The organism is Streptomyces sp. NEAU-YJ-81 (assembly GCF_017592595.1).
Taxonomy (GTDB): domain Bacteria; phylum Actinomycetota; class Actinomycetes; order Streptomycetales; family Streptomycetaceae; genus Streptomyces; species Streptomyces hygroscopicus_B.
On sequence record NZ_JAGFNO010000008.1, the window covers coordinates 150,723 to 173,104 of the forward strand.

General features: G+C 72.6%; 21 protein-coding genes. 14 read left to right on the plus strand and 7 right to left on the minus strand.

Going from position 1 to position 22,382, the window contains the following annotated elements; genetic code table 11:
* Positions 1–28: 28 nt before the first annotated feature.
* Positions 29–1,129, minus strand: coding sequence for a magnesium and cobalt transport protein CorA (locus J5X86_RS20110; RefSeq protein WP_208518148.1), 1,101 nt, complete (start codon positions 1,127–1,129; stop codon positions 29–31).
* A gap of 449 nt (positions 1,130–1,578) precedes the next feature.
* Here J5X86_RS20110 and J5X86_RS20115 point away from each other — a divergent pair, with 449 nt between their 5' ends.
* The 6 genes from J5X86_RS20115 (at position 1,579) to J5X86_RS20140 (ending at position 6,223) form a co-directional block, all read left to right on the plus strand.
* Positions 1,579–2,184 carry a suppressor of fused domain protein gene (locus J5X86_RS20115; protein ID WP_208518149.1) on the plus strand — a complete coding sequence of 202 codons (606 nt, stop codon included), beginning with the start codon at positions 1,579–1,581 and terminating at the stop codon, positions 2,182–2,184.
* 163 nt (positions 2,185–2,347) lie between these two features.
* On the plus strand, positions 2,348–2,989 hold the full coding sequence (locus J5X86_RS20120; RefSeq protein WP_059145236.1) for a DUF6758 family protein: 642 nt from the start codon (positions 2,348–2,350) through the stop codon (positions 2,987–2,989).
* A 298-nt stretch (positions 2,990–3,287) separates the two neighbouring features.
* Positions 3,288–4,142: a PHP domain-containing protein gene (locus J5X86_RS20125; RefSeq protein ID WP_208518150.1), complete on the plus strand. Its 855-nt coding sequence runs from the start codon at positions 3,288–3,290 to the stop codon at positions 4,140–4,142.
* A gap of 100 nt (positions 4,143–4,242) precedes the next feature.
* The gene (locus J5X86_RS20130; protein WP_208518151.1) at positions 4,243–4,848 is read left to right on the plus strand and encodes a MarC family protein; all 606 of its coding nucleotides are present in this window, start codon (positions 4,243–4,245) and stop codon (positions 4,846–4,848) included.
* 51 nt (positions 4,849–4,899) lie between these two features.
* A complete protein-coding gene (locus J5X86_RS20135) occupies positions 4,900–5,118 on the plus strand; it encodes a hypothetical protein (RefSeq protein WP_208518152.1) in 219 nt (72 codons plus the stop codon).
* 175 nt (positions 5,119–5,293) lie between these two features.
* Positions 5,294–6,223 (plus strand): NYN domain-containing protein, encoded by a 930-nt coding sequence (locus tag J5X86_RS20140; RefSeq protein ID WP_043235464.1) that lies wholly within the window; start codon positions 5,294–5,296, stop codon positions 6,221–6,223.
* Between the two features lie 100 nt (positions 6,224–6,323).
* Here J5X86_RS20140 and J5X86_RS20145 read toward each other — a convergent pair whose 3' ends face one another.
* Together J5X86_RS20145 and J5X86_RS20150 are read right to left on the minus strand one after the other, a co-directional pair.
* Positions 6,324–7,190: an alpha/beta fold hydrolase gene (locus J5X86_RS20145; RefSeq protein WP_208518153.1), complete on the minus strand. Its 867-nt coding sequence runs from the start codon at positions 7,188–7,190 to the stop codon at positions 6,324–6,326.
* Between the two features lie 113 nt (positions 7,191–7,303).
* The gene (locus J5X86_RS20150; RefSeq protein WP_243980876.1) at positions 7,304–9,682 is read right to left on the minus strand and encodes a DEAD/DEAH box helicase; all 2,379 of its coding nucleotides are present in this window, start codon (positions 9,680–9,682) and stop codon (positions 7,304–7,306) included.
* A 463-nt stretch (positions 9,683–10,145) separates the two neighbouring features.
* Here J5X86_RS20150 and J5X86_RS20155 point away from each other — a divergent pair, with 463 nt between their 5' ends.
* Positions 10,146–10,934, plus strand: coding sequence for a ferritin-like fold-containing protein (locus J5X86_RS20155; protein WP_243980877.1), 789 nt, complete (start codon positions 10,146–10,148; stop codon positions 10,932–10,934).
* 147 nt (positions 10,935–11,081) lie between these two features.
* Here J5X86_RS20155 and J5X86_RS20160 read toward each other — a convergent pair whose 3' ends face one another.
* The 4 genes from J5X86_RS20160 to J5X86_RS20175 all read right to left on the minus strand — a co-directional run bounded on the left by J5X86_RS20160 (position 11,082) and on the right by J5X86_RS20175 (position 13,020).
* Positions 11,082–11,354, minus strand: a complete 273-nt coding sequence (locus tag J5X86_RS20160; RefSeq protein WP_078643430.1) for a hypothetical protein — start codon at positions 11,352–11,354, stop codon at positions 11,082–11,084.
* Between the two features lie 207 nt (positions 11,355–11,561).
* The gene (locus J5X86_RS20165) at positions 11,562–11,789 is read right to left on the minus strand and encodes a DUF3107 domain-containing protein (RefSeq protein WP_059145230.1); all 228 of its coding nucleotides are present in this window, start codon (positions 11,787–11,789) and stop codon (positions 11,562–11,564) included.
* Between the two features lie 221 nt (positions 11,790–12,010).
* Complete coding sequence (locus tag J5X86_RS20170; protein WP_014054739.1) at positions 12,011–12,652, minus strand: TetR/AcrR family transcriptional regulator; 642 nt, start codon at positions 12,650–12,652, stop codon at positions 12,011–12,013.
* 137 nt (positions 12,653–12,789) lie between these two features.
* Positions 12,790–13,020: a hypothetical protein gene (locus J5X86_RS20175; RefSeq protein ID WP_208518155.1), complete on the minus strand. Its 231-nt coding sequence runs from the start codon at positions 13,018–13,020 to the stop codon at positions 12,790–12,792.
* Positions 13,021–13,228: 208 nt separating this feature from the next.
* Between J5X86_RS20175 and J5X86_RS20180 the strand changes: the two genes are divergently transcribed.
* From J5X86_RS20180 to moeZ, 7 genes are all read left to right on the plus strand, one after another.
* Positions 13,229–14,263 (plus strand): alpha/beta fold hydrolase, encoded by a 1,035-nt coding sequence (locus tag J5X86_RS20180; protein ID WP_208518156.1) that lies wholly within the window; start codon positions 13,229–13,231, stop codon positions 14,261–14,263.
* A complete protein-coding gene (locus tag J5X86_RS20185; RefSeq protein ID WP_208518157.1) occupies positions 14,247–15,755 on the plus strand; it encodes a DUF3152 domain-containing protein in 1,509 nt (502 codons plus the stop codon). Before J5X86_RS20180 ends, J5X86_RS20185 begins: the two co-directional genes overlap by 17 nt.
* Positions 15,756–15,958: 203 nt before the next feature.
* Positions 15,959–17,779 carry a DUF3492 domain-containing protein gene (locus J5X86_RS20190; protein ID WP_208518158.1) on the plus strand — a complete coding sequence of 607 codons (1,821 nt, stop codon included), beginning with the start codon at positions 15,959–15,961 and terminating at the stop codon, positions 17,777–17,779.
* Entirely contained in the window at positions 17,776–19,086 is a 1,311-nt protein-coding gene (locus J5X86_RS20195; protein ID WP_208518159.1) for a hypothetical protein, read from the plus strand. Before J5X86_RS20190 ends, J5X86_RS20195 begins: the two co-directional genes overlap by 4 nt.
* Positions 19,087–19,198: 112 nt before the next feature.
* Positions 19,199–20,251, plus strand: coding sequence for an NAD-dependent epimerase/dehydratase family protein (locus J5X86_RS20200; protein ID WP_208518160.1), 1,053 nt, complete (start codon positions 19,199–19,201; stop codon positions 20,249–20,251).
* Positions 20,239–21,006 (plus strand): spherulation-specific family 4 protein, encoded by a 768-nt coding sequence (locus tag J5X86_RS20205; protein WP_208518161.1) that lies wholly within the window; start codon positions 20,239–20,241, stop codon positions 21,004–21,006. Before J5X86_RS20200 ends, J5X86_RS20205 begins: the two co-directional genes overlap by 13 nt.
* An 85-nt stretch (positions 21,007–21,091) precedes the next feature.
* Positions 21,092–22,270: an adenylyltransferase/sulfurtransferase MoeZ gene (gene moeZ / locus J5X86_RS20210; RefSeq protein ID WP_078643444.1), complete on the plus strand. Its 1,179-nt coding sequence runs from the start codon at positions 21,092–21,094 to the stop codon at positions 22,268–22,270.
* Positions 22,271–22,382: the final 112 nt, after the last annotated feature.

A 22,382-nucleotide genomic window follows, 5' to 3' on the forward strand; every position in this document is an offset into this window, starting at 1 on the left:
GGTCCGGCCCTGGAGTCGGCCGTTGCGCCTACAGCCAGCCGTTGCGCTTGAAGCCGCGGTGGATCGCGAAGCAGATGCCCACGGTGACGACGAGCACGGTCGGGTAGCCGAACTTCCAGCGCAGCTCCGGCATGTAGTCGAAGTTCATGCCGTAGATCCCCGCGATCATCGTCGGCACGGCGAAGATCGCCGCCCAGGATGTGATCTTCCGCATGTCCTCGTTCTGCGCGACCGTGGCCTGTGCCAGATTGGCCTGGAGGATCGAGTTCAGCAGGTCGTCGAAGGCCAGCACCTGCTCGTTGACCCGCGCCAGATGGTCCGCGACATCGCGGAAGTACGTCTGGATGTCGGGGTCCACCAGCCGCATCGGCCGCTCGCTCAGTAGCTGCATCGGCCGCAGCAGCGGCGAGACGGCCCGCTTGAACTCCAGGACCTCGCGCTTGAGCTGGTAGATCCGGCCCGCATCGCCGCCCCGCCGGGAGGTCGCGGCCGAGAAGACATCGATTTCGACCTCGTCGATGTCGTCCTGGACCGCGTCGGCGACCGCGAGATAGCCGTCGACGACCTGGTCGGCGATGGCGTGCAGCACCGCGGAGGGGCCCTTGGCGAGCAGTTCGGGGTCCTGCTGGAGCCGGTGGCGCAGGGCGCGCAGCGAGCCCTGGCCGCCGTGCCGCACGGTCACGATGAAGTTCCGGCCGGTGAAGCACATCACCTCACCGGTCTCCACCACCTCGCTGGTCGAGGTGAGTTCGGCGTGCTCGACGTAGTGGATGGTCTTGAAGACGGTGAAGAGGGTGTCGTCGTACCGCTCCAGCTTGGGCCGCTGATGGGCCTGCACCGCGTCCTCGACCGCCAGCGGGTGCAGCCCGAACTCCTGGGCGATCCCGGCGAACTCGCGCTCGGTCGGCTCATGCAGCCCGATCCAGGCGAACCCGCCCTCCTCGCGGACCCGCTCCATGGCCTGCGCCGGGCTCACGTGGTCGCTGACCCGCTTGCCGTCGCGGTAGACCGCGCAGTCGACCACGGCGCTGGTGACCGACGGGTCACGCGTCGCGTCGTAGTCACTGGAGGTACGGGTGCGGCGCAGAGCGGGGCGGACGGCTGCACGCAGGTCACGGATCATCGACATGACGGGCTCCTTCACGAGGCGGCCGTCAGCGGCGGGCGCGCGGCGCAGCGCTGCGCCCGGAAGGTGGACGTACGACACCCGGTGCCCGTACGTCCGCAAAGCGGGCGGCGCTCCGTGCGATGGCGCTGACGGAAGTTCTTCGGAACTGAACAAAGCGGTACGAAGGCGCTCTACCGTCAGATGCCCTGGATGCGAGATGGCTTCGCGTGTTTCACCGCCGGGGGGCGGGGTACGGAAGGCTTCAGATCATGAAGTCGCATACCTAGGGGAAACGACGGGAGAACTGTCGGTACTGCACGGTCGACTAGGATCCACCGCAGCCCCACCTCCTCCGGCCGGTCCCCCGTGAGGGACGACGTGTAACTCCCTGGGCAGGGATTAAGGCTATCAGTCGGCAGAACCGTTACGTCGCCGCTTTGCCCGTTCGATACGCGATCTATGCTCACCGCATGTCAGACGTTCTTCAGCTGGTCGAGGCCCGGTTGACCACCGCGCTGGGCGAGCCGGACGCCCGCGCGGCCATCACTTTCGTCGGTACGGACCGCATTGACGTGCTGCGATTCCGGGACGAGAGCGATGTGATCCGCTACGCCACCCTCGGTATGTCGGACCATCCGATGACCAGCCCGACCGCCGCCGTCGCCGACCCCCTGCGCGGGCCGCGCGCCGAGCTGATGCTGACCGTAAGGGCCGGCGGCCGCGGCCCCGACCTCGCCATCCTCGACGAGGTGCTCCGCCCGCTCGCCGTGCTGGCCGCCTCCCCCCAGGTCGAGGGGGTCGTGGTGACGCCCGGCGCGTCGCTGGAGCTCGGCGGGCCGCTGTGGCCCGGGGCGTCCTTCAGCTCCGTCCTGGTCGCCGAACCGGGCGGCCTGGTCGAGGACTTGGAGCTGCTGGAGCCGATGGAGCCGGTGCGCTTCCTGCCGATGCTGCCGATGACCGCGAACGAGGCGGCGTGGAAGCGGGTGCACGGCGCCGGCGCCCTCCAGGACCGCTGGCTGCGGCACGGTACGGATCTGCGCGACCCGGCGCGGGCTGGGGTGTCGCTGACGGGCTGAGGCCCGTAAGGACATCTTTCGCGGGCGAGGCGCCGGACGAACCGCGGTGCCGACGGCCCATCCCTCCCGGGCCTGGCGCCGGACGGGAACTCCTGCGGGAAGTGACCTCCGGACGGGTGATCGTCCTTGACGCGACGACGGCCGGGGAGGACCGTGGGGGCCTATGAGGGGCGAACCCAGTTGCCCGAAATGCGGTGGCCGGGTGCGAGCACCCGGTCTCTTCGCCGACTCCTGGCAGTGCGGAGTGCACGGCACGGTGCACCCTCAACAGCCGGTCGTTCCGCCGAGCGTCGAAGCGCTCGTGGTGGTCACCAACCGCGCCCGGGTGCCCGTGTGGATGCCGTGGCCGCTGCCCGTGGGCTGGCTGTTCACCGGTGTGGCCTGCGCCGGGGACGACCGCAGCGGCGGCCGGGCCACCGCCGTGGCCTGCTCCGGACCCGGACCGCTGGGCGGCCCGGGGGAGCTGCTGCTGATCGCCGAGGAGCTCGGCGTCGGGCTCGGCGCGCGTTTCGCGGGCATCCCGGGGCCCGATCCGGGGCCGGGGATGCGGGTCGACAAGCCGCCGCACGTCAAGGTGCTGGCCGCCGGGCGGCCCACCCCGCTGTGGCATGTCGAAGGCACCCCGGACGACCGCGCCGTCTTCGCGGGCGAGGCGTGCGGGCTGTGGCTGTGGGCGGTCGTCTGGCCCGAGCAGACCGGGCTGCTGATGTACGACGAGATGGTGCTCACCGATCTGCGGGACGCGGGGGCCGAGGTCGACCTGGTGCCCTGCGGGGCGCTCTCACCGAGGCTGCTCTCGCCCTGAGCGGCCGCGCCGCCGGAGCCCAGGCCCTGTCCGGCGGATCGTCGCGGGCCCGCGACGCCTGGCACGGCGCCCCAGCTACTGATGGGAGGTGCCCCCCCTGCACCAGACGCCGCGGGCCCCGCGGCAGCCGCTGATGTCACAGGCGCGAAGATCCACCGGACAGGGCCCAGTCGTCGGAGTCTCGCCGCTGCTGGCGGCTCCAGCGCGGGTCAAGGGGCGCTGACCCGGGTATCTCCGGGCGAGGTTATGCTGGGCCCGTCCCATCGGTCCGTCCCGAACGCAGCTTGGAGCCCGTGCCGTGCGCATCGATCTGCACACCCACTCCACTGCCTCGGACGGTACGGACACCCCCGCCGAGCTGGTGCGCAATGCCGCCGCCGCGGGGCTGGACGTCGTCGCGCTCACCGACCACGACACCGTCGGCGGCTATGCGGAGGCGACGCGGGCGCTGCCCTCCGGGCTGACACTGGTCACCGGCGCCGAGCTGTCCTGCCGCCTGAACGGGGTGAGCCTGCACATGCTGGCGTACCTCTTCGACCCGAACGAGCCCGAGCTGGCGGCCGAGCGCGAGCTGGTGCGCGACGACCGGGTGCCCCGGGCCCAGGCGATGGTCGCGAAGCTGCGCGAGCTGGACGTGCCGATCACCTGGGAGCGGGTGGCGGAGATCGCCGGGGACGGGGCCGTCGGACGGCCGCACATCGCCACCGCGCTGGTCGAGCTGGGCGTCGTGGCGAGCGTCTCGGACGCCTTCACCCAGGACTGGCTGGCCGACGGTGGCCGGGCGCATGTGGAGAAGCACGAGTCGGACCCCTTCGAGGCGATCCGGCTGATCAAGGGCGCCGGCGGGGTCGCGGTCTTCGCCCATCCGCGGGCCGTCAAGCGGGGCCAGTGCGTACCGGAGAGCGCGATCGGCGAGCTGGCGGCGGCGGGTCTCGACGGTATCGAGGTCGACCACATGGACCACGACGAGGACACCCGCGCGCGGCTGCGCGGCCTCGCCGCCGAGCTCGGTCTGCTCGCCACCGGCTCCAGCGACTATCACGGCAGCCGTAAGACCTGTCGGCTCGGCGAGTACACGACCGACCCCGAGGTCTACGGGGAGATCGTGCGCCGGGCGACCGGGGCCTTCCCGGTGCCGGGCGCGGGCGGCTGAGCGCGCCCCCTCCCGCTGTCCCTTCCCCGCTTTCCCTTCCCTCCGTTTCCCGTACCGCATCAGCGCCGCACCGCTGCTCATCCCCGCAAGGCCATTCACCGTGTTCGACGTCGCCGTCTTCGGCTCCCTCTTCCTCACCCTTTTCGTGATCATGGACCCGCCGGGCATCACACCCATCTTTCTCGCGCTGACCTCGGGCCGTCCGGCCAAGGTGCAGCGCAGGATGGCGGGCCAGGCGGCGGCCGTCGCCTTCGGCGTCATCGCCGTCTTCGGCATCGGCGGTCAGCAGATCCTCGACTATCTGCATGTCTCCGTCCCCGCGCTGATGATCGCGGGCGGGCTGCTGCTCCTGCTGATCGCGCTCAGTCTGCTGACCGGTAAGAGCGACGAGCCGAGCCAGACCAAGGACGTCAATGTCGCGCTCGTCCCGCTCGGCATGCCGCTGCTGGCCGGGCCGGGCGCGATCGTCTCGGTGATCCTCGCCGTCCAGCACGCGCCCGGGCTCGCCGATCAGGTGGCGGTGTGGTCCGCGATCGTGGCCATGCATGTCGTGCTGTGGATCACCATGCGCTACTCGCTGCTGATCATTCGCGTGATCAAGGAAGGGGGAGTGGTGCTGGTCACCCGGCTGTCCGGGATGATGCTCTCCGCCATCGCGGTCCAGCAGATCATCAACGGGGTCCTCCAGGTGGCCCATACCGCCTGACATGACACAAACGCCCCCGTACCGTCGCGGTACGGGGGCGCTCGACACTCTGTGCTGCTGGAGAGCCTTACGGCACTACCGGGCGGCGGTCTCGGCTGGACGGATGTAGATGCGCTGGCCGATAGCGGCGGCCTGCTGCACGATCCGGTTGACGGAGGCGGCGTCTACGACGGTGCTGTCGATGGCACTGCCATCGACATCGTCAAGGCGCATGATCTCGAAGCGCAAAGTGGCTTCTCCCTTCGTCTGATCCTCCTGAAGGAGAACTGATGTGTACGGAGTCGCGCAGCTTCGCTGCCGCGCCCTCCTGTACGTGTTCAACGAGAGGGTCCCCCAAAAACATTCCCTACGCTAATAAAATTTTTTCGCAGCCTAAGTATCTGCTGGTGGCCGGTGCGGGGTCCGGTTGTGCCTCTCACACGGCCGCCCGGAGAATGAACCGCGTATGAGTGAAGCGATGCCTCCGGGCCAACCAGACCTCGCCTCGATCGTCGCGGGCATCGAGCGCACCAACGAGCTGCTGCAGCGCGTGCTCGCCGAGGTCGCGACCACGCCTTCGACGCACGCGATCTTCGTGGACGCGGGGTATGTCTACGCGGCTGCCGGCCGGCTCGTCGCGGGCACGGAGGACCGCCGCGCGTTCGAGCTGGACGCCGAGGGGCTCATCGAGGCGTTCATCGACAAGGCGCGCACGATCTTCCCGGACAGCAGGCTGCTGCGCGTCTACTGGTTCGACGGCGCCCGGCGCCGGATCCACACCCCGGAGCAGCAGAGCATCGCGGAGCTGCCCGACGTCAAGGTCCGGCTCGGCAACCTCAACGCCAACAACCAGCAGAAGGGCGTCGACTCTCTCATCCGCTCCGACCTGGAATCCCTCGCCCGCCACCGCGCCATCGGCGACGCCGTGCTGATCGGCGGCGACGAGGACCTGGTCTCCGCCGTCGAGGCGGCCCAGGGCTACGGGGCACGCGTCCATCTGTGGGGCATCGAGGCCCTCGACGGGCGCAACCAGGCCGAGCCGCTGCTGTGGGAGGTCGACAGCCAGCGCACCTTCGACCTCGACTTCTGCAAGCCGTACGTCACCCGGCGGGCCACCGGCTACGAGCTGAACGGCGACTCGCCGCTGTGCGGGCCCGCCCCGACCCGGGACGAGGTGCGCTTCGTCGGGGCGCAGATCGCCGCCCAGTGGCTGTCCGCACGCGGCCGGGAGACGCTCGCGGAGCTGCTGCCGGGCCATCCGTATCTGCCCGGCTCCGTGGACCAGGAGCTGCTGATCGACGCGGAGGGGCTGCTGCGGCTCTCGCTGCGTGCCCACGCCGATCTGCGGCGCGCCCTGCGGGATGGCTTCTGGGAGCATCTGCAGGCGCAGTACTGAGCCGCTCCGACTCTTTTCCCGGCTCCCGGCGCATCTGATCCGCTTCGGGCTCGGCCCAGGTCGCGTTTTGGCTCGGCCCATGTCGCTCAGCCCACGTCCGTCAGCCCACGTCGCGCCAGAAGGAGGTCAGGGCGTCGGCGGTGGGGTGGGCCCGCTCGGTGTTGGGGGAGTGCCCGGCGCCGTCGATCACGGTCCGGCGGGCGGCCAGCCGTTCGGCCATCTCGTCGATCAGCGGTACCGGCCAGGCGTAGTCCGACTCACCGGAGAGCACATGGGTACGCAGCCGCAGCGCCGCCAGCTCATCGACCCGGTCCGGCTCAGCGGCGAGCTGCCGCCCTGTGACGATCAGCTGCTCCGGTACGGTCCCGAGCCAGCGCTGATGCAGGAACTCCGCCACCCCGGGCGGTGTCGCCGCGTCGGCCGCCTCGGGCGGATCCAGCTCGCGCATCGCCTGCCATACGGACTCCATGTCCATCACGGTCAGCGCGTCGATCAGCAGCTTGATCCGGGCGCACTGCGGGGCGGAGATGGCCGCCGGGCCGGAACTCATGATCGTCAGCGAGGCGAACGCGCCCGGGTCGCGCAGTACGGCCGCCCGCGCGATCAGCCCGCCGAGCGAGTGCCCGAGCAGATGGACCGGGTCCTCGGTCGCCGCGCTCAGGGCGGTGGCCTGCGCGAGCAGGTCCTGGGCCAGCTCGTCCTGGGCGTACGCGGCCTCCTTACGGGGGCCAGGACTCTCGTGCTGCCCCCGCCCGTCGGCGGCGACGACCCGGAAGCCGGCCGAGGCGAGCGGCTCCAGCAGCGCGATGAAGTCCTCCTTGCTCCCGGTGAACCCCGGGACCAGCAGGACGGTCCCGCGCGCGGCCGAAGCGGGCCGCGCGTCATGGACGGCGAACTCCCCGCGCGCGGTCCGGAGGCGGTACGCACGGGCGCCCGCGGGCAGTGTGAGAAAGGGCGGCCTGCTCATGGGGATGAGGCTATACAGGTCGCGGGAAACGGTACGTGAACGCCCAGGGGCCCGCCCCGCGGTGTCGCGGAACGGGCCCCTGGCCATGCCATGCGCTGTGGCGCGGTTGCGCGTCAGCCCTCGGTAGCGGCCTCGACGGCCTCGGCGGCCTTGGCGCGCGTACGGCGCCGGGGCTTGGCCGTCGCGGCCTCGGCACCGGCCTCGTCCGCGGCCGGTGCCGCCGTGGCGGCCTTGGCACGGGTCCGGCGCGGCTTGGCGGGGGCCTCGGTGGTCTCCGTCTCCGGCTGTGCGTCGGCGGTGTCGGCCTTGGCGGTGGCGCGGGTGCGGCGCCGGGGCGTGGCCGCCTCGGCGGTGCCCTCGGCCGTCTCCACGGCTTCGGCAGCCTTGGCACGCGTACGGCGCCGCGGCTTGGCGGCTTCGGCGGCGTCGGTGGCCTCGGCGATGCCTTCGGCGGTCTCGACAGCGGCTTCCGCGGCCTTCGTGGCCTTGGCGCGGGTGCGCCGCGGCTTGGCGGGGGCCTCGGTGGTCTCCGTCTCCGGCTGTGCGTCGGCGGTGTCGGCCTTGGTGGCGGCGCGGGTGCGGCGCCGGGGCGTGGCCGCCTCGGCGGTGCCCTCGGCAGTGTCGACAGCGGCTTCCGCGGCCTCGGCAGCCTTGGCACGGGTGCGACGGCGCGGCTTGGCGGGTGCCTCCACGGCCTCCGGCTGCGCCTCGACGGTCTCGGCGGCCTTCACCGCGTCCGTCGTGCCCTCGGCCGTTTCCACGGCGGTCTGGGCTGCATCGGCGGCCTTGGCGCGGGTGCGGCGGCGCGGCTTCGTGGGTGCCTCGACGGCAGCCTCCGCGGCCTCCACCGTCGTCACCGTGGTCTCCGCCGACTCGACGGCGACGGCGCTCGCGGACTCCTGCGCGGCGTCCTCGGTGCCCTCGGCCGTCTCGACGGCCGCTGTCGCCGACTCGGCGGTCCTGGCGGCGCCCCGGGTGCGGCGGCGGCGCGGCTTCGCGGAAGCCTCGGCGGGCTCCGCCTCCGGCTGGGCCGCCTCCGCCGTGTCGACGGCGGCCGTGGCCGCCTCGGGGTGGGCCGTCGCCGCACCGCCGCGCGTACGGCGGCGTCGGCGGGGCCGACGGGGCTCGGTGGCACCCTCGGCGGTGTCGGCGGCGGACTCGGCCGCCGCCGCGCCCTCCGGGGCGCCCGTGCCGTCCGCGGACATACCGCCACGGGTGCGGCGGCGTACCCGGCGGCCCCGCGGGGGGCGCTCCTCCGTGACCGGGGCGGCGGCCCGGCGGCTGCGGCCACCCCGGCCTCCGGTCTCGCCCAGGTCCTCGATCTCCTCGGCGGCGAGCCCCGCCCGGATGCGCTCACCACGCGGGAGCACACCGGTGGTGCCCTCGGGGATGTTCAGCAGCTCGAAGAGGTGCTCGGAGGTGGAGTACGTCTCCTCCGGTTCATGGAACGCCAGGTCCAGCGCCTTGTTGATCAGCTGCCAGCGCGGGATGTCGTCCCAGTCGACGAGCGTGATGGCGATACCCGAGGCGCCCGCGCGACCCGTACGGCCGATGCGGTGCAGATAGGTCTTCTCGTCCTCGGGCGACTGGTAATTGATCACATGCGTGACGCCCTCGACGTCGATGCCGCGCGCGGCGACGTCGGTGCACACCAGCACGTCGACCTTGCCGTTACGGAAGGCGCGCAGCGCCTGCTCGCGCGCCCCCTGGCCGAGGTCGCCGTGGACCGCGCCGGAGGCGAAGCCACGGCGCGCGAGCTGATCGGCGATGTCGGCGGCGGTCCGCTTCGTCCGGCAGAAGATCATCGCGAGCCCGCGGCCATCGGCCTGCAGCACCCGGGCCACGACCTCCGGCTTGTCCATGGAGTGGGCGCGGAAGACATGCTGGGTGATGTTGGCCACGGTCGCGCCCTCGTCGTCCGGCGCGGTGGCGCGGATGTGCGTGGGCTGCGACATATAGCGCCGGGCCAGCGAGATGACCTGGCCCGGCATGGTGGCCGAGAAGAGCATCGTCTGGCGTTTGGCGGGCAGCAGCTGGATGATCTTCTCGACGTCGGGCAGGAAGCCCAGGTCGAGCATTTCATCGGCCTCGTCCAGGACGAGCGCCTTGACGGAGGAGAGCCGCAGCTTCTTCTGACCCGCCAGGTCCAGCAGCCGGCCCGGGGTGCCGACGATCACGTCGACGCCCTTCTTCAGGGCCTCGACCTGCGGTTCGTAGGCGCGGCCGCCGTAGATCGACAGGACGCGGACGGCGCGGACCTTGCCGGCCGTCAGAAGGTCGTTGGTCACCTGCTGGCACAGCTCGCGGGTGGGGACGACCACGAGCGCCTGCGGCGCGTCGGTCAGCTGCTCGGGCTTGGCCCGGCCCGCCTCGACGTCCGCGGAGACGACAACGCGCTCCAGCAGGGGCAGGCCGAAGCCCAGCGTCTTGCCGGTGCCGGTCTTCGCCTGGCCGATGACGTCGGTGCCGGAGAGGGCAACCGGAAGCGTCATCTCCTGGATGGGGAACGGGGACGTGATGCCGACGGCTTCCAGGGCCTCGGCCGTCTCGGGGAGGATCCCGAGTTCTCGGAAAGTGGTCAGGATGCTTGCCTCTTCTGTGAGACGCGGCGAGAAGCGGCGAAGGGGGTCGCACGGCGCCCGGGTGCACCGGCCTTGGGGATGGCCGGTTCGGCGCGGGACCACGGCCTTCGCTCGAGCGCTCACGCCGCGAGCGGGTCCCTCCTGCCGTACGCAAAAGTGATGCGCGCCGCGCGGAGGGCGGTCGGGTTTGGAGCCGATCGGGCCACCGACCGGGCATCCGCATTCGTGGAACAACCCGCCGATACTCGACGGGCGCATTTATCACTGTACCCCGGATGCACGCATCTGTGACCGGGCAGTCCGATGCGGGGCATCCGTGGGCATGGCTGACCAGGGCCTTCCCCCGGGCGCGGAGCGGGCTATTGTGCGCTCCATGGAGACGCCTGACACGCCTGAGACGCCCGCCGCGCCCGCCGGGGACCACGCAGCTTCGGGGGAGGGCAGCGGGGAGAAGGCCCCGGCGCCCACCGGGATCGCCGCCCAGAACTGGGACACGGCGGCCGCCGATCCGCAGTACCGGGCCGCCGTGGTGGATCTGCTCGGCGCCCTCGCCTACGGCGAGCTGGCCGCCTTCGAGCGGCTGGCGGAGGACGCCAAGCTGGCGCCCACGCTCGAGGACAAGGCGGAGCTGGCGAAGATGGCGTCCGCCGAGTTCCACCACTTCGAGCGGCTTCGGGGCCGGCTCTCGGCGGTCGGCGAGGAGCCGACGGCGGCGATGGAGCCGTTCGCGGCGGCCCTGGACGGGTTCCACCGCCAGACCGCGCCGTCCGACTGGCTGGAGGGCCTGGTCAAGGCGTACGTGGGCGACTCGATCGCCAGTGACTTCTACCGCGAGGTCGCGGCCCGGCTGGACTCCGACACCCGTGATCTGGTGCTCCAGGTGCTCGACGACACCGGCCACGCGTCGTTCGCGATCGAGAAGGTGCGTGCCGCGATCGAGGCCGATCCGCGGGTCGGCGGGCGGCTGGCGCTGTGGGCGCGGCGGCTGATGGGCGAGGCGCTGTCGCAGGCCCAGCGGGTGGTCGCGGACCGCGACGCGCTCTCCACGATGCTGGTCGGCGGGTTGGCGGACGGCTTCGACCTGGCGGAGGTGGGCCGGATGTTCTCACGGATCACCGAGGCCCACACCAAGCGGATGGCCGCCCTCGGGCTCGCCGCCTAAGCCCTTCCGGCGGATCTTCGCGCCTGTGACCTCAGCAGCGGCTGACGGCGCGGAGCCCGCGGCGTCTGGTGCCAGGGGCGCCTCCCCGGGCTATCCGGGGGCGCCGTGCCAGGCGTCGCGGGCCCGCGAAGAGCTGCCGGACGGGGCCTACGCCGGGACCGAACGCCGGCGGCCCGTCCTGGCGGGGCGGATGAGCAGCGACAGCAGGGCCGCCGCGAAGCCGAGCGCGACGATCAGCACGGGGGCGGTGTGCCCCGAGCCCAGCACCGTATGGGTCAGCAGAGCGCCCAGCAGCGCGGCGGCGGGGCCGGTGGACAGGACGAGGCGCCGCGCGGGCAGCCTTCGGGGGAGCCGTTGGAGCGCCCCGTACGCGATGACGAGACCGATCAGTACCGAGGCGAGCGCTTCCCAGAACAGCATTGGCGCGTCCTTCCCGTAAGCGGATCGGAACCGACACGTGATCACGCGTCGGTCGAGCCCGTCCTACCCGTGCCCAAGCGAGGGCAACCCTGCCCACGGGGGCGGTCTGTGGTGCCCGGCGTGCCGGGGGCGTGCGGGCGCGCGCACAAACAGCGACGGGGTTTGGTGGAAGATTCCACCAAACCCCGCCGCCGTCGGCTGAATACGTCAGGCCGCGCCGAAACCGACCTTGCGGGCGCTCGGCTCGCCGAGCTCGATGTAGGCGAGCCGGTCGGCCGGGATCAGGACCTTACGGCCGTGGCTGTCCTCCAGGATCAGCACCTGAGCCTTGCCGCCGAGCGCCTCGGCCACCAGGCGCTCGACCTCCTCGGCAGACTGCCCGCTCTCCAAAGTGATCTCGCGGGGCGCGTGCTGCACGCCGATCTTGACCTCCACGGCCTTGTCCCTCCGACGGTCATTTGGGGTAGCGCGGCCATCCGCGCTGTACCCAGCACACCCTAGCCGTGCCGGGACACCCGCCGGGGGCCGCGGGCGCACGCCGGCAGCGAACACACCCGCCGCCCGCGAACACGCCCCGTCGCGGCCCCGAGCTCGCGGCGCCGTGCCCTCGCGCTCACGGCGCCGCACCCTCGTGGCCGGAAATGGCGCCCGGGTGCTCAGTGGCCGCCTTCGGCCCCGTGCAGCGGGAAGCCCGCGATACCGCGCCAGGCCAGCGAGGTGAGCAACTGCACGGCGGTCTCCCGTGGCACCTCGCTCTCGCTGGAGAGCCAGTAGCGCGCGACCACCTGGGAGATCCCGCCGAGGCCCACGGCCAGCAGCATCGATTCGTCCCTGGACAGTCCGGTGTCCTCGGCGATGACCTCGCTGATCGCCTCGGCGCACTGCAGCGAGACGCGGTCCACGCGCTCGCGCACCGCGGGCTCGTTGGTCAGATCGGACTCGAAGACGAGCCGGAAGGCGCCGCCTTCCTCCTCGACATAGGCGAAGTACGCCTCCATGGTCGCCGCGACGCGCTGCTTGTTCTCGGTGGTCGAGGCGAGCGCGGTGCGCACCGCGTGCAGCAGGGACTCGCAGTGCTGGTCGAGCAGGGCGAGATAGAGCTCCAGCTTGCCCGGGAAGTGCTGGTAGAGCACTGGCTTGCTGACCCCGGCGCGCTCGGCGATGTCATCCATCGCCGCCGCGTGGTAGCCCTGGGCCACGAAGACCTCCTGAGCGGCCCCCAGGAGCTGATTACGTCGGGCTCGGCGCGGAAGGCGCGTACCCCGTGGGCGCGCCTCGGTCTGCTCGATGGCTGTCACGCCGCCTCCCAATGAATGATCCCTATGCACGATGTCCATCGCGTCCGCCATCGTACTTTTCGGTAACAGCGCGGCGCGCGGTTCGTGCGGAGAATTTCACGGACCGGACTCTATGAAAAGCCCACAAATAACGCAGGTCATCGGTAGTCCTCCTCGTTCACCTCGACCACCCGGGCCTGTTCCGCGCGGTCGGCCTCGTTGGCTTCCACGAACTCGTCCGCCCTGGGCGGTTCGTCGCGGCGGGCGATCACCTCGCGATGTTGTTCGGCGGCGTCCGCCTCGGGCGCCTCGACGTCGTACACGGCGGTTTCGTCGGTGTTCTCGACGGAGTCCTCGAAGGTGTCGGGGTCGGTTGGGTCGATGGACATGTGCTCCCCTTCCCTGTGCCCTGTGCCGGCTGCCACTGGCGGCCGCCCATGGTGGCGTCCCACTGAGGGCTTACCCACTGGCGACTACCCAGGGGCAAGGCGATCGCCCCTGTGACTTACGAGCCTAGGAGAGGTCACTTTCGGACGCTACGCGGTCTGTGAGCGTGAACACACGGTCGCGCGCGTGATCGTCTCGTAACATTGGCGCATGTCTTCGACCGAGCCGCCGGAAGCCCGCATCGTCGCGGCGGTCCCGCCCGCGAGGTCCGTGCGGGTCGGAGCGGGTGAGAAGCTGCGGACCGCTTCCCTTCCGGGGCTCACGATGACCGTGCGCTGCCGTCCGCCGTCCGCTTCCGGGCTGCCGCCCGCGCTCTTCGTGCACGGCCTCGGCGGCTCCTCGCAGAACTGGTCGGCGCTCATGGAGCTGCTCGCCGACCGGGTGGAGGGCGAGGCGCTCGACCTCCCCGGTTTCGGCGACTCCCCGCCGCCGGACGACGGCAACTACTCCATAACCGGCCATGCCCGCGCCGTGATCCGCTATCTCGACGCGCAGGGCCGCGGGCCCGTCCATCTGGTCGGCAATTCGATGGGCGGCTCGATCGCCACGCGCGTCGCGGCGGTGCGGCCGGATCTGGTGCGCACCCTCACTCTTGTCTCGCCCGCGCTGCCCGAGCTGCGCCCGCAGCGCACGGCGGTGCCGACCGGTCTGCTCGCGGTGCCCGGGGTGACCCGGCTGTTCACCCGCATGACGAGGGACTGGGACGCGGAGCGGCGCACCCGCGAAGTGATGTTCCTCACTTTCGGCGACCCCTCTCTTGTCAGTCGGGAGGACTTCGCCTACGCGGTCGAGGAGTTCGAGCGCCGGCTCGCCCTCCCGTACTTCTGGGACGCGCTGAGCCGCTCGGCACGCGGTGTCGTCGACTCGTACACCCTGGGCGGCCAGCACTCCCTGTGGCGTCAGGCCGAGCGGGTGCTCGCCCCGACGCTGCTCGTCTACGGCGGCCGCGACCAGCTGGTGTCCCTAAGGATGGCGCAGCGGGCGAACACCACCTTCCGCGACTCGCGTCTGCTGACGCTGTTGGACGCCGGGCATGTGGCGATGATGGAGTATCCCGAAGCGGTGGCGCGCGGGATGCGCGAGCTGCTCGATGGCGTTGAAGAACGAGATGACCGGGACAGCCGGAAGGCGCGGGGGGCCGTACCGGCGTCCGGCGCGGACGGGAGCGGTGCGGCGCGTGGGTAAACACAGCGCACGTGGCAGCCAGGAAGGCCGGGAACGCCGGTCCGCGGCGGCGGGCTCCGGACAGGGGCACGGCTCGGGCCCTGAGTTCGTCGAGCACATCGCACCCGGCCCGGCCCCGGAGGACGACAGACCGGGCACCGGACGGCGCCGCGCCGCGGCGGGGCCCGGTGCCGTGGATCCCGGTATGACCCCGCCGCAGGGCGTGCCGAGGCTGCCCTACGGAGCGGGCGGCCCCGCGGCACGCACCAGGGGCGGACATCCCGAGCAGCGCGAGGCGGGCGGCGGCTGGGGCGCGGTCGGTGGCCGCGGCGGCGGTCCGGGCGGGGCCAGGAGCCCCGGCGGTCCCGGCGGCCAGCGGCCCCCTTACGGCATGCGCACCATGAACCCGCCGCAGCGCCCGACCACAGGCGGCACGGGCGGCGCGGCCGGTCTGATGCCCGGCCCGCGCAAGGAGTACGTCGAGGCGTTCGACACCCCCGACGCCCTGGACTGCGACGGCGATGACGTATTCGCCGCCGGAGCGCCGGGCGGAGTGCCCCCGCAGCGCCGTACGCAGCGGGCGGCCACCCCCTCCGACGGGATCGGCGGCGGCTCCGGCGGCGACGGCGGGAGCGGACCGGACGACGACGAGACAGGACCCGCGGGCAAGGGGGCGCGCGGCGTCACCAAGAGCGGTAAGGGGCGCACCTTCACCGGTGTCGCCGCCGCGGCCGTGACCACCGTGCTGGCCGTCGTGGTGGCCGGACAGGTCGCGAGCGGACCGCACGGCGGCGGTAAGACGCAGGCCCAGGACGGCCCGGAGCGTGGCGACGCCGCCGCCCGCGGCGGTCGCGACTCCCGCGCCGACGACGGTCGCGGGGCGGCCCGCTCGGCGGGCCCGGCGGCCCCCGTCACCTACGACGCGAAGATGGCGACCGTCTTCCCGCTCGACGCCAAGCTGCGCGGCTCCGGCTCCTTCCAGGCCGTCGGCGGGCACGACAAGGCCCCCGGCCGGGGTCAGGTGATGCGCTACCGCGTCGATGTGGAGAAGGGACTGCCGCTCGACGGCAAGCTGTTCGCCGAGGCCGTGCACAAGACGCTCAACGACGACCGCAGTTGGGCGCACGGCGGCGTTCGCACCTTCGAGCGGGTCTCGTCCGGCCATGCGGACTTCGTCATCACCCTCGCGAGCCCCGGGACCACGGCGGTGTGGTGTGCCAAGTCCGGCCTCGACACCACCGAGGACAACGTCTCCTGCGACTCGGCGTCGACCGAGCGCGTCATGATCAATGCCTATCGGTGGGCGCAGGGCGCCAAGACCTACGGCGACGACAAGATGCACTCGTACCGCCAGATGCTCATCAACCACGAGGTCGGCCACCGTCTCGGCCACAACCACGAGATCTGCTCCAGGCAGGGCGCGCTGGCGCCGGTGATGATGCAGCAGACCAAGTTCCTGTCGACGGACGGCGCCACCTGCCGCCCCAACGCCTGGCCGTTCCCCAAGGGCTGACGGCCCCGCACCGGCCCATATAGCGTGCCCCAACGCCTGAATTCCCGATAGGTCACGTGCGTTCACCCCTTCCGGTGGTGCGACGGACAACCGTCCGTCGCACCGGGGCTCTGCGCGCATAACGTGCTCCCGCTGCCTGACGGCGGCCGCCGCCGGTGACGGCGGCAGGACGACGGCCCGTTTGGGAGATCGGGGGTGCGCTCATGCGCGTAGGACTGCTTACGGAGGGTGGCTATCCGTATGCGATCGGTGATGCGCGGGTGTGGTGCGACCGGCTGGTGCGCGGCCTCGCCCAGCATGAGTTCGAGGTGTACGCGCTCAGCCGCGGCCCCGGCCAGGAGGCCGGAGGCTGGGGCGAGCTGCCGCGCCACGTCGGCCTGGTGCGCACCGCGCCGCTGTGGGGCGAGCCGGAGCGCCGGCGGGGCGGGCGCGGCGGCCGTCGGCAGCGGCGGCGGTTCGCCGAGCACTTCGGGGAGCTGGCCGCGGCGATCAGCGCGCCTTACGGTTCCGGCGCGCCCCATGGCTCCGGCGTGCCCGGCCGCTCCACTGCCGAGGCGGACCGTTTCGCCAATGGTCTCCACGGCCTCGCCGACCTTGCCGGGGAGTACGGCGGGCTGTCCGCCGCGCTCCGCTCCGAGGACGCCGTAAGGACGCTGGAGCGGGCCTGCCGCACCCTCGGGGCGCCACACGGCGCCCACCAGGTGCGGGTCGCCGATCTGCTGACCGTCACCGAGGCGCTGGAGCGCGCGCTGCGCCCGCTGTCGCTCGACTGGTACGGCGACGGGGCCGGAGGCGATCCGGGGCTGTCCGGGGTGGACCTGTGCCACGCCGCGACCGGCGGCGCGGCGGTACTCCCCGGGCTGCTGGCCAAGCGCCGCTTCGGCACACCCCTGCTGCTCACCGAGTACGGCGTCCGGCTGCGCGAGTGCTATCTGGCGGGTGCGGCCGACGCGGCGGACGGCCGGCCGCTCCCCGGGCCCGTACGGACCCTGCTGGCCACGTTCCACGGCCGGCTGGCCGCCGAGGCGTACGCACGGGCGGATCTGATCACCCCGGGCAATACGCATACGCGGCGCTGGCAGGAGCGGTGCGGCGCCGAGCGGGAGCGGCTGCGCACCGTCTACCCCGGCATGGACGCCGCCCGCTTCGCGGAGGTCGGCGAGCAGGGCGCGGCCCAGTCCGGCGGCGACGACCGGACGCTGGTGTGGGTGGGCCGGATCGAGCCACCCAAGGACGTCATCGCCCTGCTGCACGCCTTCGCGGAGGTGCGCAGGTGGCAGCCGGACGCCCGGCTGAGGATCATCGAGACCCGGCGCGGCGAGGATGCGGAGACGGACGGCTATCCGGCCCACTGCCGGGCGCTGGCCGAGCATCTCTTCCCCGACGAGGCGGCGGACGCCCACTCCGCCGGTGACAACCCGGTCTCCTTCGAGCGGCTCGGCGACCCCGAGGTGCCGACCCTGGCCGACGCCTATGGGGCGGGCGGCGTCGTGGTGCTGTCCAGCGTGGTCGAGGGCTTCCCGGTCGGGCTGGTCGAGGCGATGTTCTGCGGACGGGCCACGGTGTCCACGGATGTGGGCGCGGTGTGCGAGGTCATCGGCGGCACCGGGCTCGTGGTGCCCCCGCGCAATCCCCGGGCGCTCGCGGATGCGTGCCTGGCCATGCTGGGCGACCCCGAGCGCCGCGCGCGCCTGGGCGCCGCCGCGCGCGCCCGTGCGCTGGAGCTCTTCACCGTCGAGCAGAACGTCGCGGCCTTCCGCGGGATCTATCTGGAGCTGATGTCGCACTGCCCGGTGCGGCGCGAGGAGGTCGGTGAGGGCGGCGGGCCGCTGCCGTTCGCCCGTCCCGCCGAGGCACATGTCCCGGGGCGCTGGACCGCGGGCCGCGACGGCGACGGCTTCGGCCACTGGCTGCCCGGCCCGCTCGCCTCCCGCTCCGCCCCGGAGCACACCCCCACCTGGGCCACCCCACCGCCGCGTGAGCCGCTGGGCGTGGGCCCGCGGCCGTCCGAGGAGGGCGCATGACCACGCCTCCCCGGTGGAACGGCCGGTTCGATCCGGCCTCCTCCGACCGCGGCCTCGGCGCCCTGCCCGAGGTCCGGGTGCCGGTCTCCCGGCGGCCGGACGAGGCGTCCGCGCGCACCGGTGCCGGGAGGGGACAGGGGAAGGGCCGGCGGGGGCCCGCCGATCCGGTGCGGGCGCTGATGCACCACCACCACGACCTGTGCGCCCGCGCCGTCGACCCGCTGGAGATCGCCGCAGGGCTGGAGGCCCATGGTGTGACGGACCGCACCGCCGCACGCTTCCGGCACCGCGATGTCTTCTCGCTCGCCGAGGAGTTGTACGCCCGGGTGCCGCGCGCCGAGGAGCCCGCACCCCCGGTAGCTCCCGCGCCGGGGAGCGCGCTGGCGGCGCGCATGGCGCTCGGGGCGCTGTGGCTGCTGCCAGGCGCCCTGTGCGTGGCGACCGCCTCCGCCGTCCTCCGCGTCGATGCCATCCGTAAGGACGCCACCGTCGGCCTCGCCGTGGGCGCGGGCGGCGCCGCCCTGACGGTCATCGCCCTGTGGCTGTGCCTGCGCCGCGGGCCCCTGCGTGTCCATGGGAGCGGGCGCGGGGGCCGTATCGCGTACGCCCTCGGCGCCGGCTGGCTATTCGGCTATGCCGCCGTCGGGGACTGGCTGCTCACCGGGCTCCTCGACGGACGTCGTCCTTACGAAGCGGCGCCCGCGACGCAGGCCGCCGTCCTCCTCGCCCTGGCCGCCGCGCCCGCCGCGTGGTGTGCCCGCTGGTTCGCCGTAAGGGCGCGCCGCAGGCTGGCGGTCAGCCGTGGGCTGGAGGAGTTCGCGGCAGGCGTGCGCCCACTGTCCGCGGGTGTGGTGACGGCCTTCGTCTGTGGTCTGGCGGCCCTGGTGCTCGCGGCCCGGCTCACGGTGCCCGGATCACCCCCCGTCGCCACGCTCCCCTCGATGGCCGAGGCGGCCGTCGTGGCGCTCTGCGCGCTGCTGTTCCTCGCCCGGCTGCTCGCCGTCCACGGCTTCCGCAAGGCCGCGCTGACTGGCACCGCCGTGGCCTGCGCGGTCCAGGCCGCGGCCCTGGTGACGGCTGCCGCCGCCCGGCTGCCGGGCGCCGCGCCGCTCGGCGCGCCCGTGGCACGGCTGACCGCCGCCCAGGGCACGGCCGCCATCCCCGCGGCCGCCTGCGGCGCCGCCGCGCTCGCGCTGCTGATCTACGCGTTCGGCGCCCTGTGCCGGGCCTCCGCCCATGGCGGCCCCGGCGCGCGTACCGCTCGTACCGCCCCTGCCCCCGGCACCGCCCCGAACCGCGTCCCGTAAGGCGCTCACCGAACCCGCCACCCCCCGTCCTTCCCCCCTTAATGAGTCCGAGGAGCAACCACATGAGCTGCGACACGACCGATCAGCGCGCCGGCACGGGGAGGCGCGACCGATGAGAGTCCTGTTGCTCGGTTCCGGCGGATTTCTCGGCCGCTATGTCGCCGAACACCTGCTTGCCGACCCCGCCGTCCAGCTCACCGCGCTCGGCCGCGGCGATGACGCCGATGTGCGGTTCGACCTCTCCAACGGCAGTCCCGGGGCGCTCACCCGCTTCCTCAACGCGGTCCACCCCGGCGTCGTGATCAACTGCGCCGGGGCGACCCGCGGCGGGGCGCGCGAGCTCACCCGGCACAACACCGTCGCCGTGGCGACCGTCTGCGAGTCGCTGCGCCGCAGCGGCTGCGGCGCCCGCCTCGTCCAGATCGGCTGCTCCGCCGAGTACGGGCCCTCGCAGCCCGGCTCGTCGACCGCCGAGGACGCCGTGCCGCGCCCCGGCGGCCCGTACGGCGTGAGCAAGCTCGCCGCGACCGAGCTGGTGCTGGGCTCCGGGCTGGACGCGGTGGTGCTGCGGGTCTTCTCGCCCGTGGGGCCCGGCACTCCGGCCGGTTCGCCGCTGGGGCGGCTCGCGGAGGCGATGCGGCGCGCGATGCAGTCCGGGGAGAGCGAGCTCAAGCTGAGCGGCCTCGGCGTGCAGCGCGACTTCGTGGACGTACGGGACGTGGCGCGGGCGGTCCACGCGGCCTCGCTGTCGGCCGCGCAGGGCGTCGTCAACATCGGCACCGGGCGCGCCGTACGGCTCCGCGAGGCGGCCTCCGTGCTCGCCAGGGTCGCGGGCTTCGGCGGCGCCCTGCACGAGATCGACAGCCCGCCGGGGCGCGTCCCGGCCGCCGCCGGCCATATCCCGGCGCCCGCCCACCCCCATGGCACGGCCCACGCCCATGCCACCGCCCACGGCCACGCGCCCGCTCACCTCCAGGCGGCGGCCGAGCACGGCGGCGGCCCGGGAGGCGCCGGCAACGCGACCACCTACCCCTATCCGGACGGCTGCGGCAGCTGGCAGCAGGCCGATGTGCGCACCGCCCGCGACCGGCTCGGCTGGCGTTCCCGGATCCCACTGGAGGAGTCGCTCGCCGACATCTGGATGGAGGCGGCATGTCGCATCTGATCCCCGCGGGCCCCTCGCACGACACCCCGGCCACCGCCGACCGGCTGGGCTTCGGAGTGCCCGGCTACGCCCACCCCCTGGTCGCACCCACCGAGTGGGCCGAGCTCACCCGCCCCGGCACGCCTCTGCACTGGGCGGTCCTCAACGTCTCCCGCGGCCCCGGCACGAGCAGGGATCCGCACTGCCTTACGGCGGCGTCGAGGCTGCGCGCCACGGGCGTACGGGTGCTGGGCCACCTCGACCTGCGGTGCGGCACCCGCCCCTTCGGTGAGCTGATCAGTGACGCGAACCACTTCCTGGACTGGTACCAGGTCGACGGCTTCTGTCTGGACCGCTGCCCGGTGGACCGCCCCGGTCTGCCGGACGTCCGCCGTACGGTGGCCACGCTGCGCGCGCTGCTGGGCGGGGTGTATCTGGTGCTCGGCCAGGGCATCCACCCGCATGAGGGCTATATGGAGCTCGCCGATCAGCTCGTGACCTTCCGGGGTTCGTGGGCGGATTACCGCTGGTCCCAGGTGGCCGAGTGGACGGCGGGGTATCCGCCCGAACGGTTCTGCCACCAGGTGCACGGCGTCCCCCGCCGTCATCTCGAGGAAGCGCTGAGGATCGCCCGCTGGCAGGGAGCGGGCACGATCTACTTCACCGACCGTACGGCCCATCCTGAGGGGCGGACCTGCGCGGATTCCCCCTGGAAGGCCCTGCCCGGCTACTGGGACGAAATCGTCTCGCGACTCGGACCACGTGTCATGGAATGAGATGGGGCGTGGCAGTGTTACGAGAAGAAAACCTCCCCGCTCACGCGGGGGTGAACCGTTTGCTCCCTTCCCTTACGGAGTCCCCGTGTCGCTGCCACCGCTGGTCGAGCCGGCTTCCGAGCTCACCGTCGACGAGGTCCGCAGGTACTCACGCCATCTGATCATCCCGGATGTCGGGATGGACGGGCAGAAGCGGCTGAAGAACGCCAAGGTGCTCTGTGTGGGCGCGGGCGGCCTCGGCTCTCCGGCCCTGATGTACCTCGCCGCGGCCGGCGTGGGCACGCTCGGCATCGTGGAGTTCGACGAGGTCGACGAGTCCAATCTGCAGCGCCAGATCATCCACAGCCAGGCGGACATCGGCCGCCCCAAGGCGGAGTCCGCCCGTGACTCGGTCCTGGGCATCAACCCGTACGTCAACGTCGTGCTGCACGAGGGCCGCCTCGAGGCGGACAACGTGATGGAGATCTTCTCCCAGTACGACCTGATCGTGGACGGCACCGACAACTTCGCCACCCGCTATCTGGTCAACGACGCGTGCGTGCTGCTGAACAAGCCGTATGTCTGGGGCTCGATCTACCGCTTCGACGGCCAGGCGTCGGTCTTCTGGTCCGAGCACGGCCCCTGCTACCGCTGCCTGTACCCGGAGCCCCCGCCCCCCGGCATGGTCCCGTCCTGCGCCGAGGGCGGCGTGCTGGGCGTGCTGTGCGCCTCCATCGGCTCGATCCAGGTCACCGAGGCCATCAAGGTGCTCACCGGCACCGGCGACCCGCTGGTCGGGCGTCTGATGATCTACGACGCCCTGGAGATGACCTACCGCCAGGTCAAGGTCCGCAAGGACCCCGACTGCGCGGTCTGCGGTCCGAACCCGACCGTCACCGAGCTGATCGACTACGAGGCGTTCTGCGGCGTGGTGTCGGAGGAGGCCCAGGAGGCGGCGGCCGGTTCGACGATCACTCCCAAGCAGCTCAAGGAGTGGATGGACGACGGCGAGAACATCGACGTCATCGATGTCCGCGAGCCGAACGAGTACGAGATCGTCTCGATCCCCGGCGCCCGGCTGATCCCGAAGAACGACTTCCTGATGGGCGGCGCCCTCCAGGACCTTCCGCAGGACAAGAAGATCGTCTTGCATTGCAAGACGGGTGTCCGGTCGGCGGAGGTCCTGGCCGTCCTGAAGTCCGCGGGCTTCTCCGACGCCGTCCATGTGGGCGGCGGCGTGATCGGCTGGGTCAACCAGATCGAGCCCGACAAGCCGGTCTACTGATCTCCTGACGCACCGCGCACCAGGGGGCCGGACCCGCCGCACCGACGGCGGGTCCGGCCCCCTTGCCGTTCCATGAGCCCCTTACGGCGGGCCCGGCCCTCTTAATGCTCCG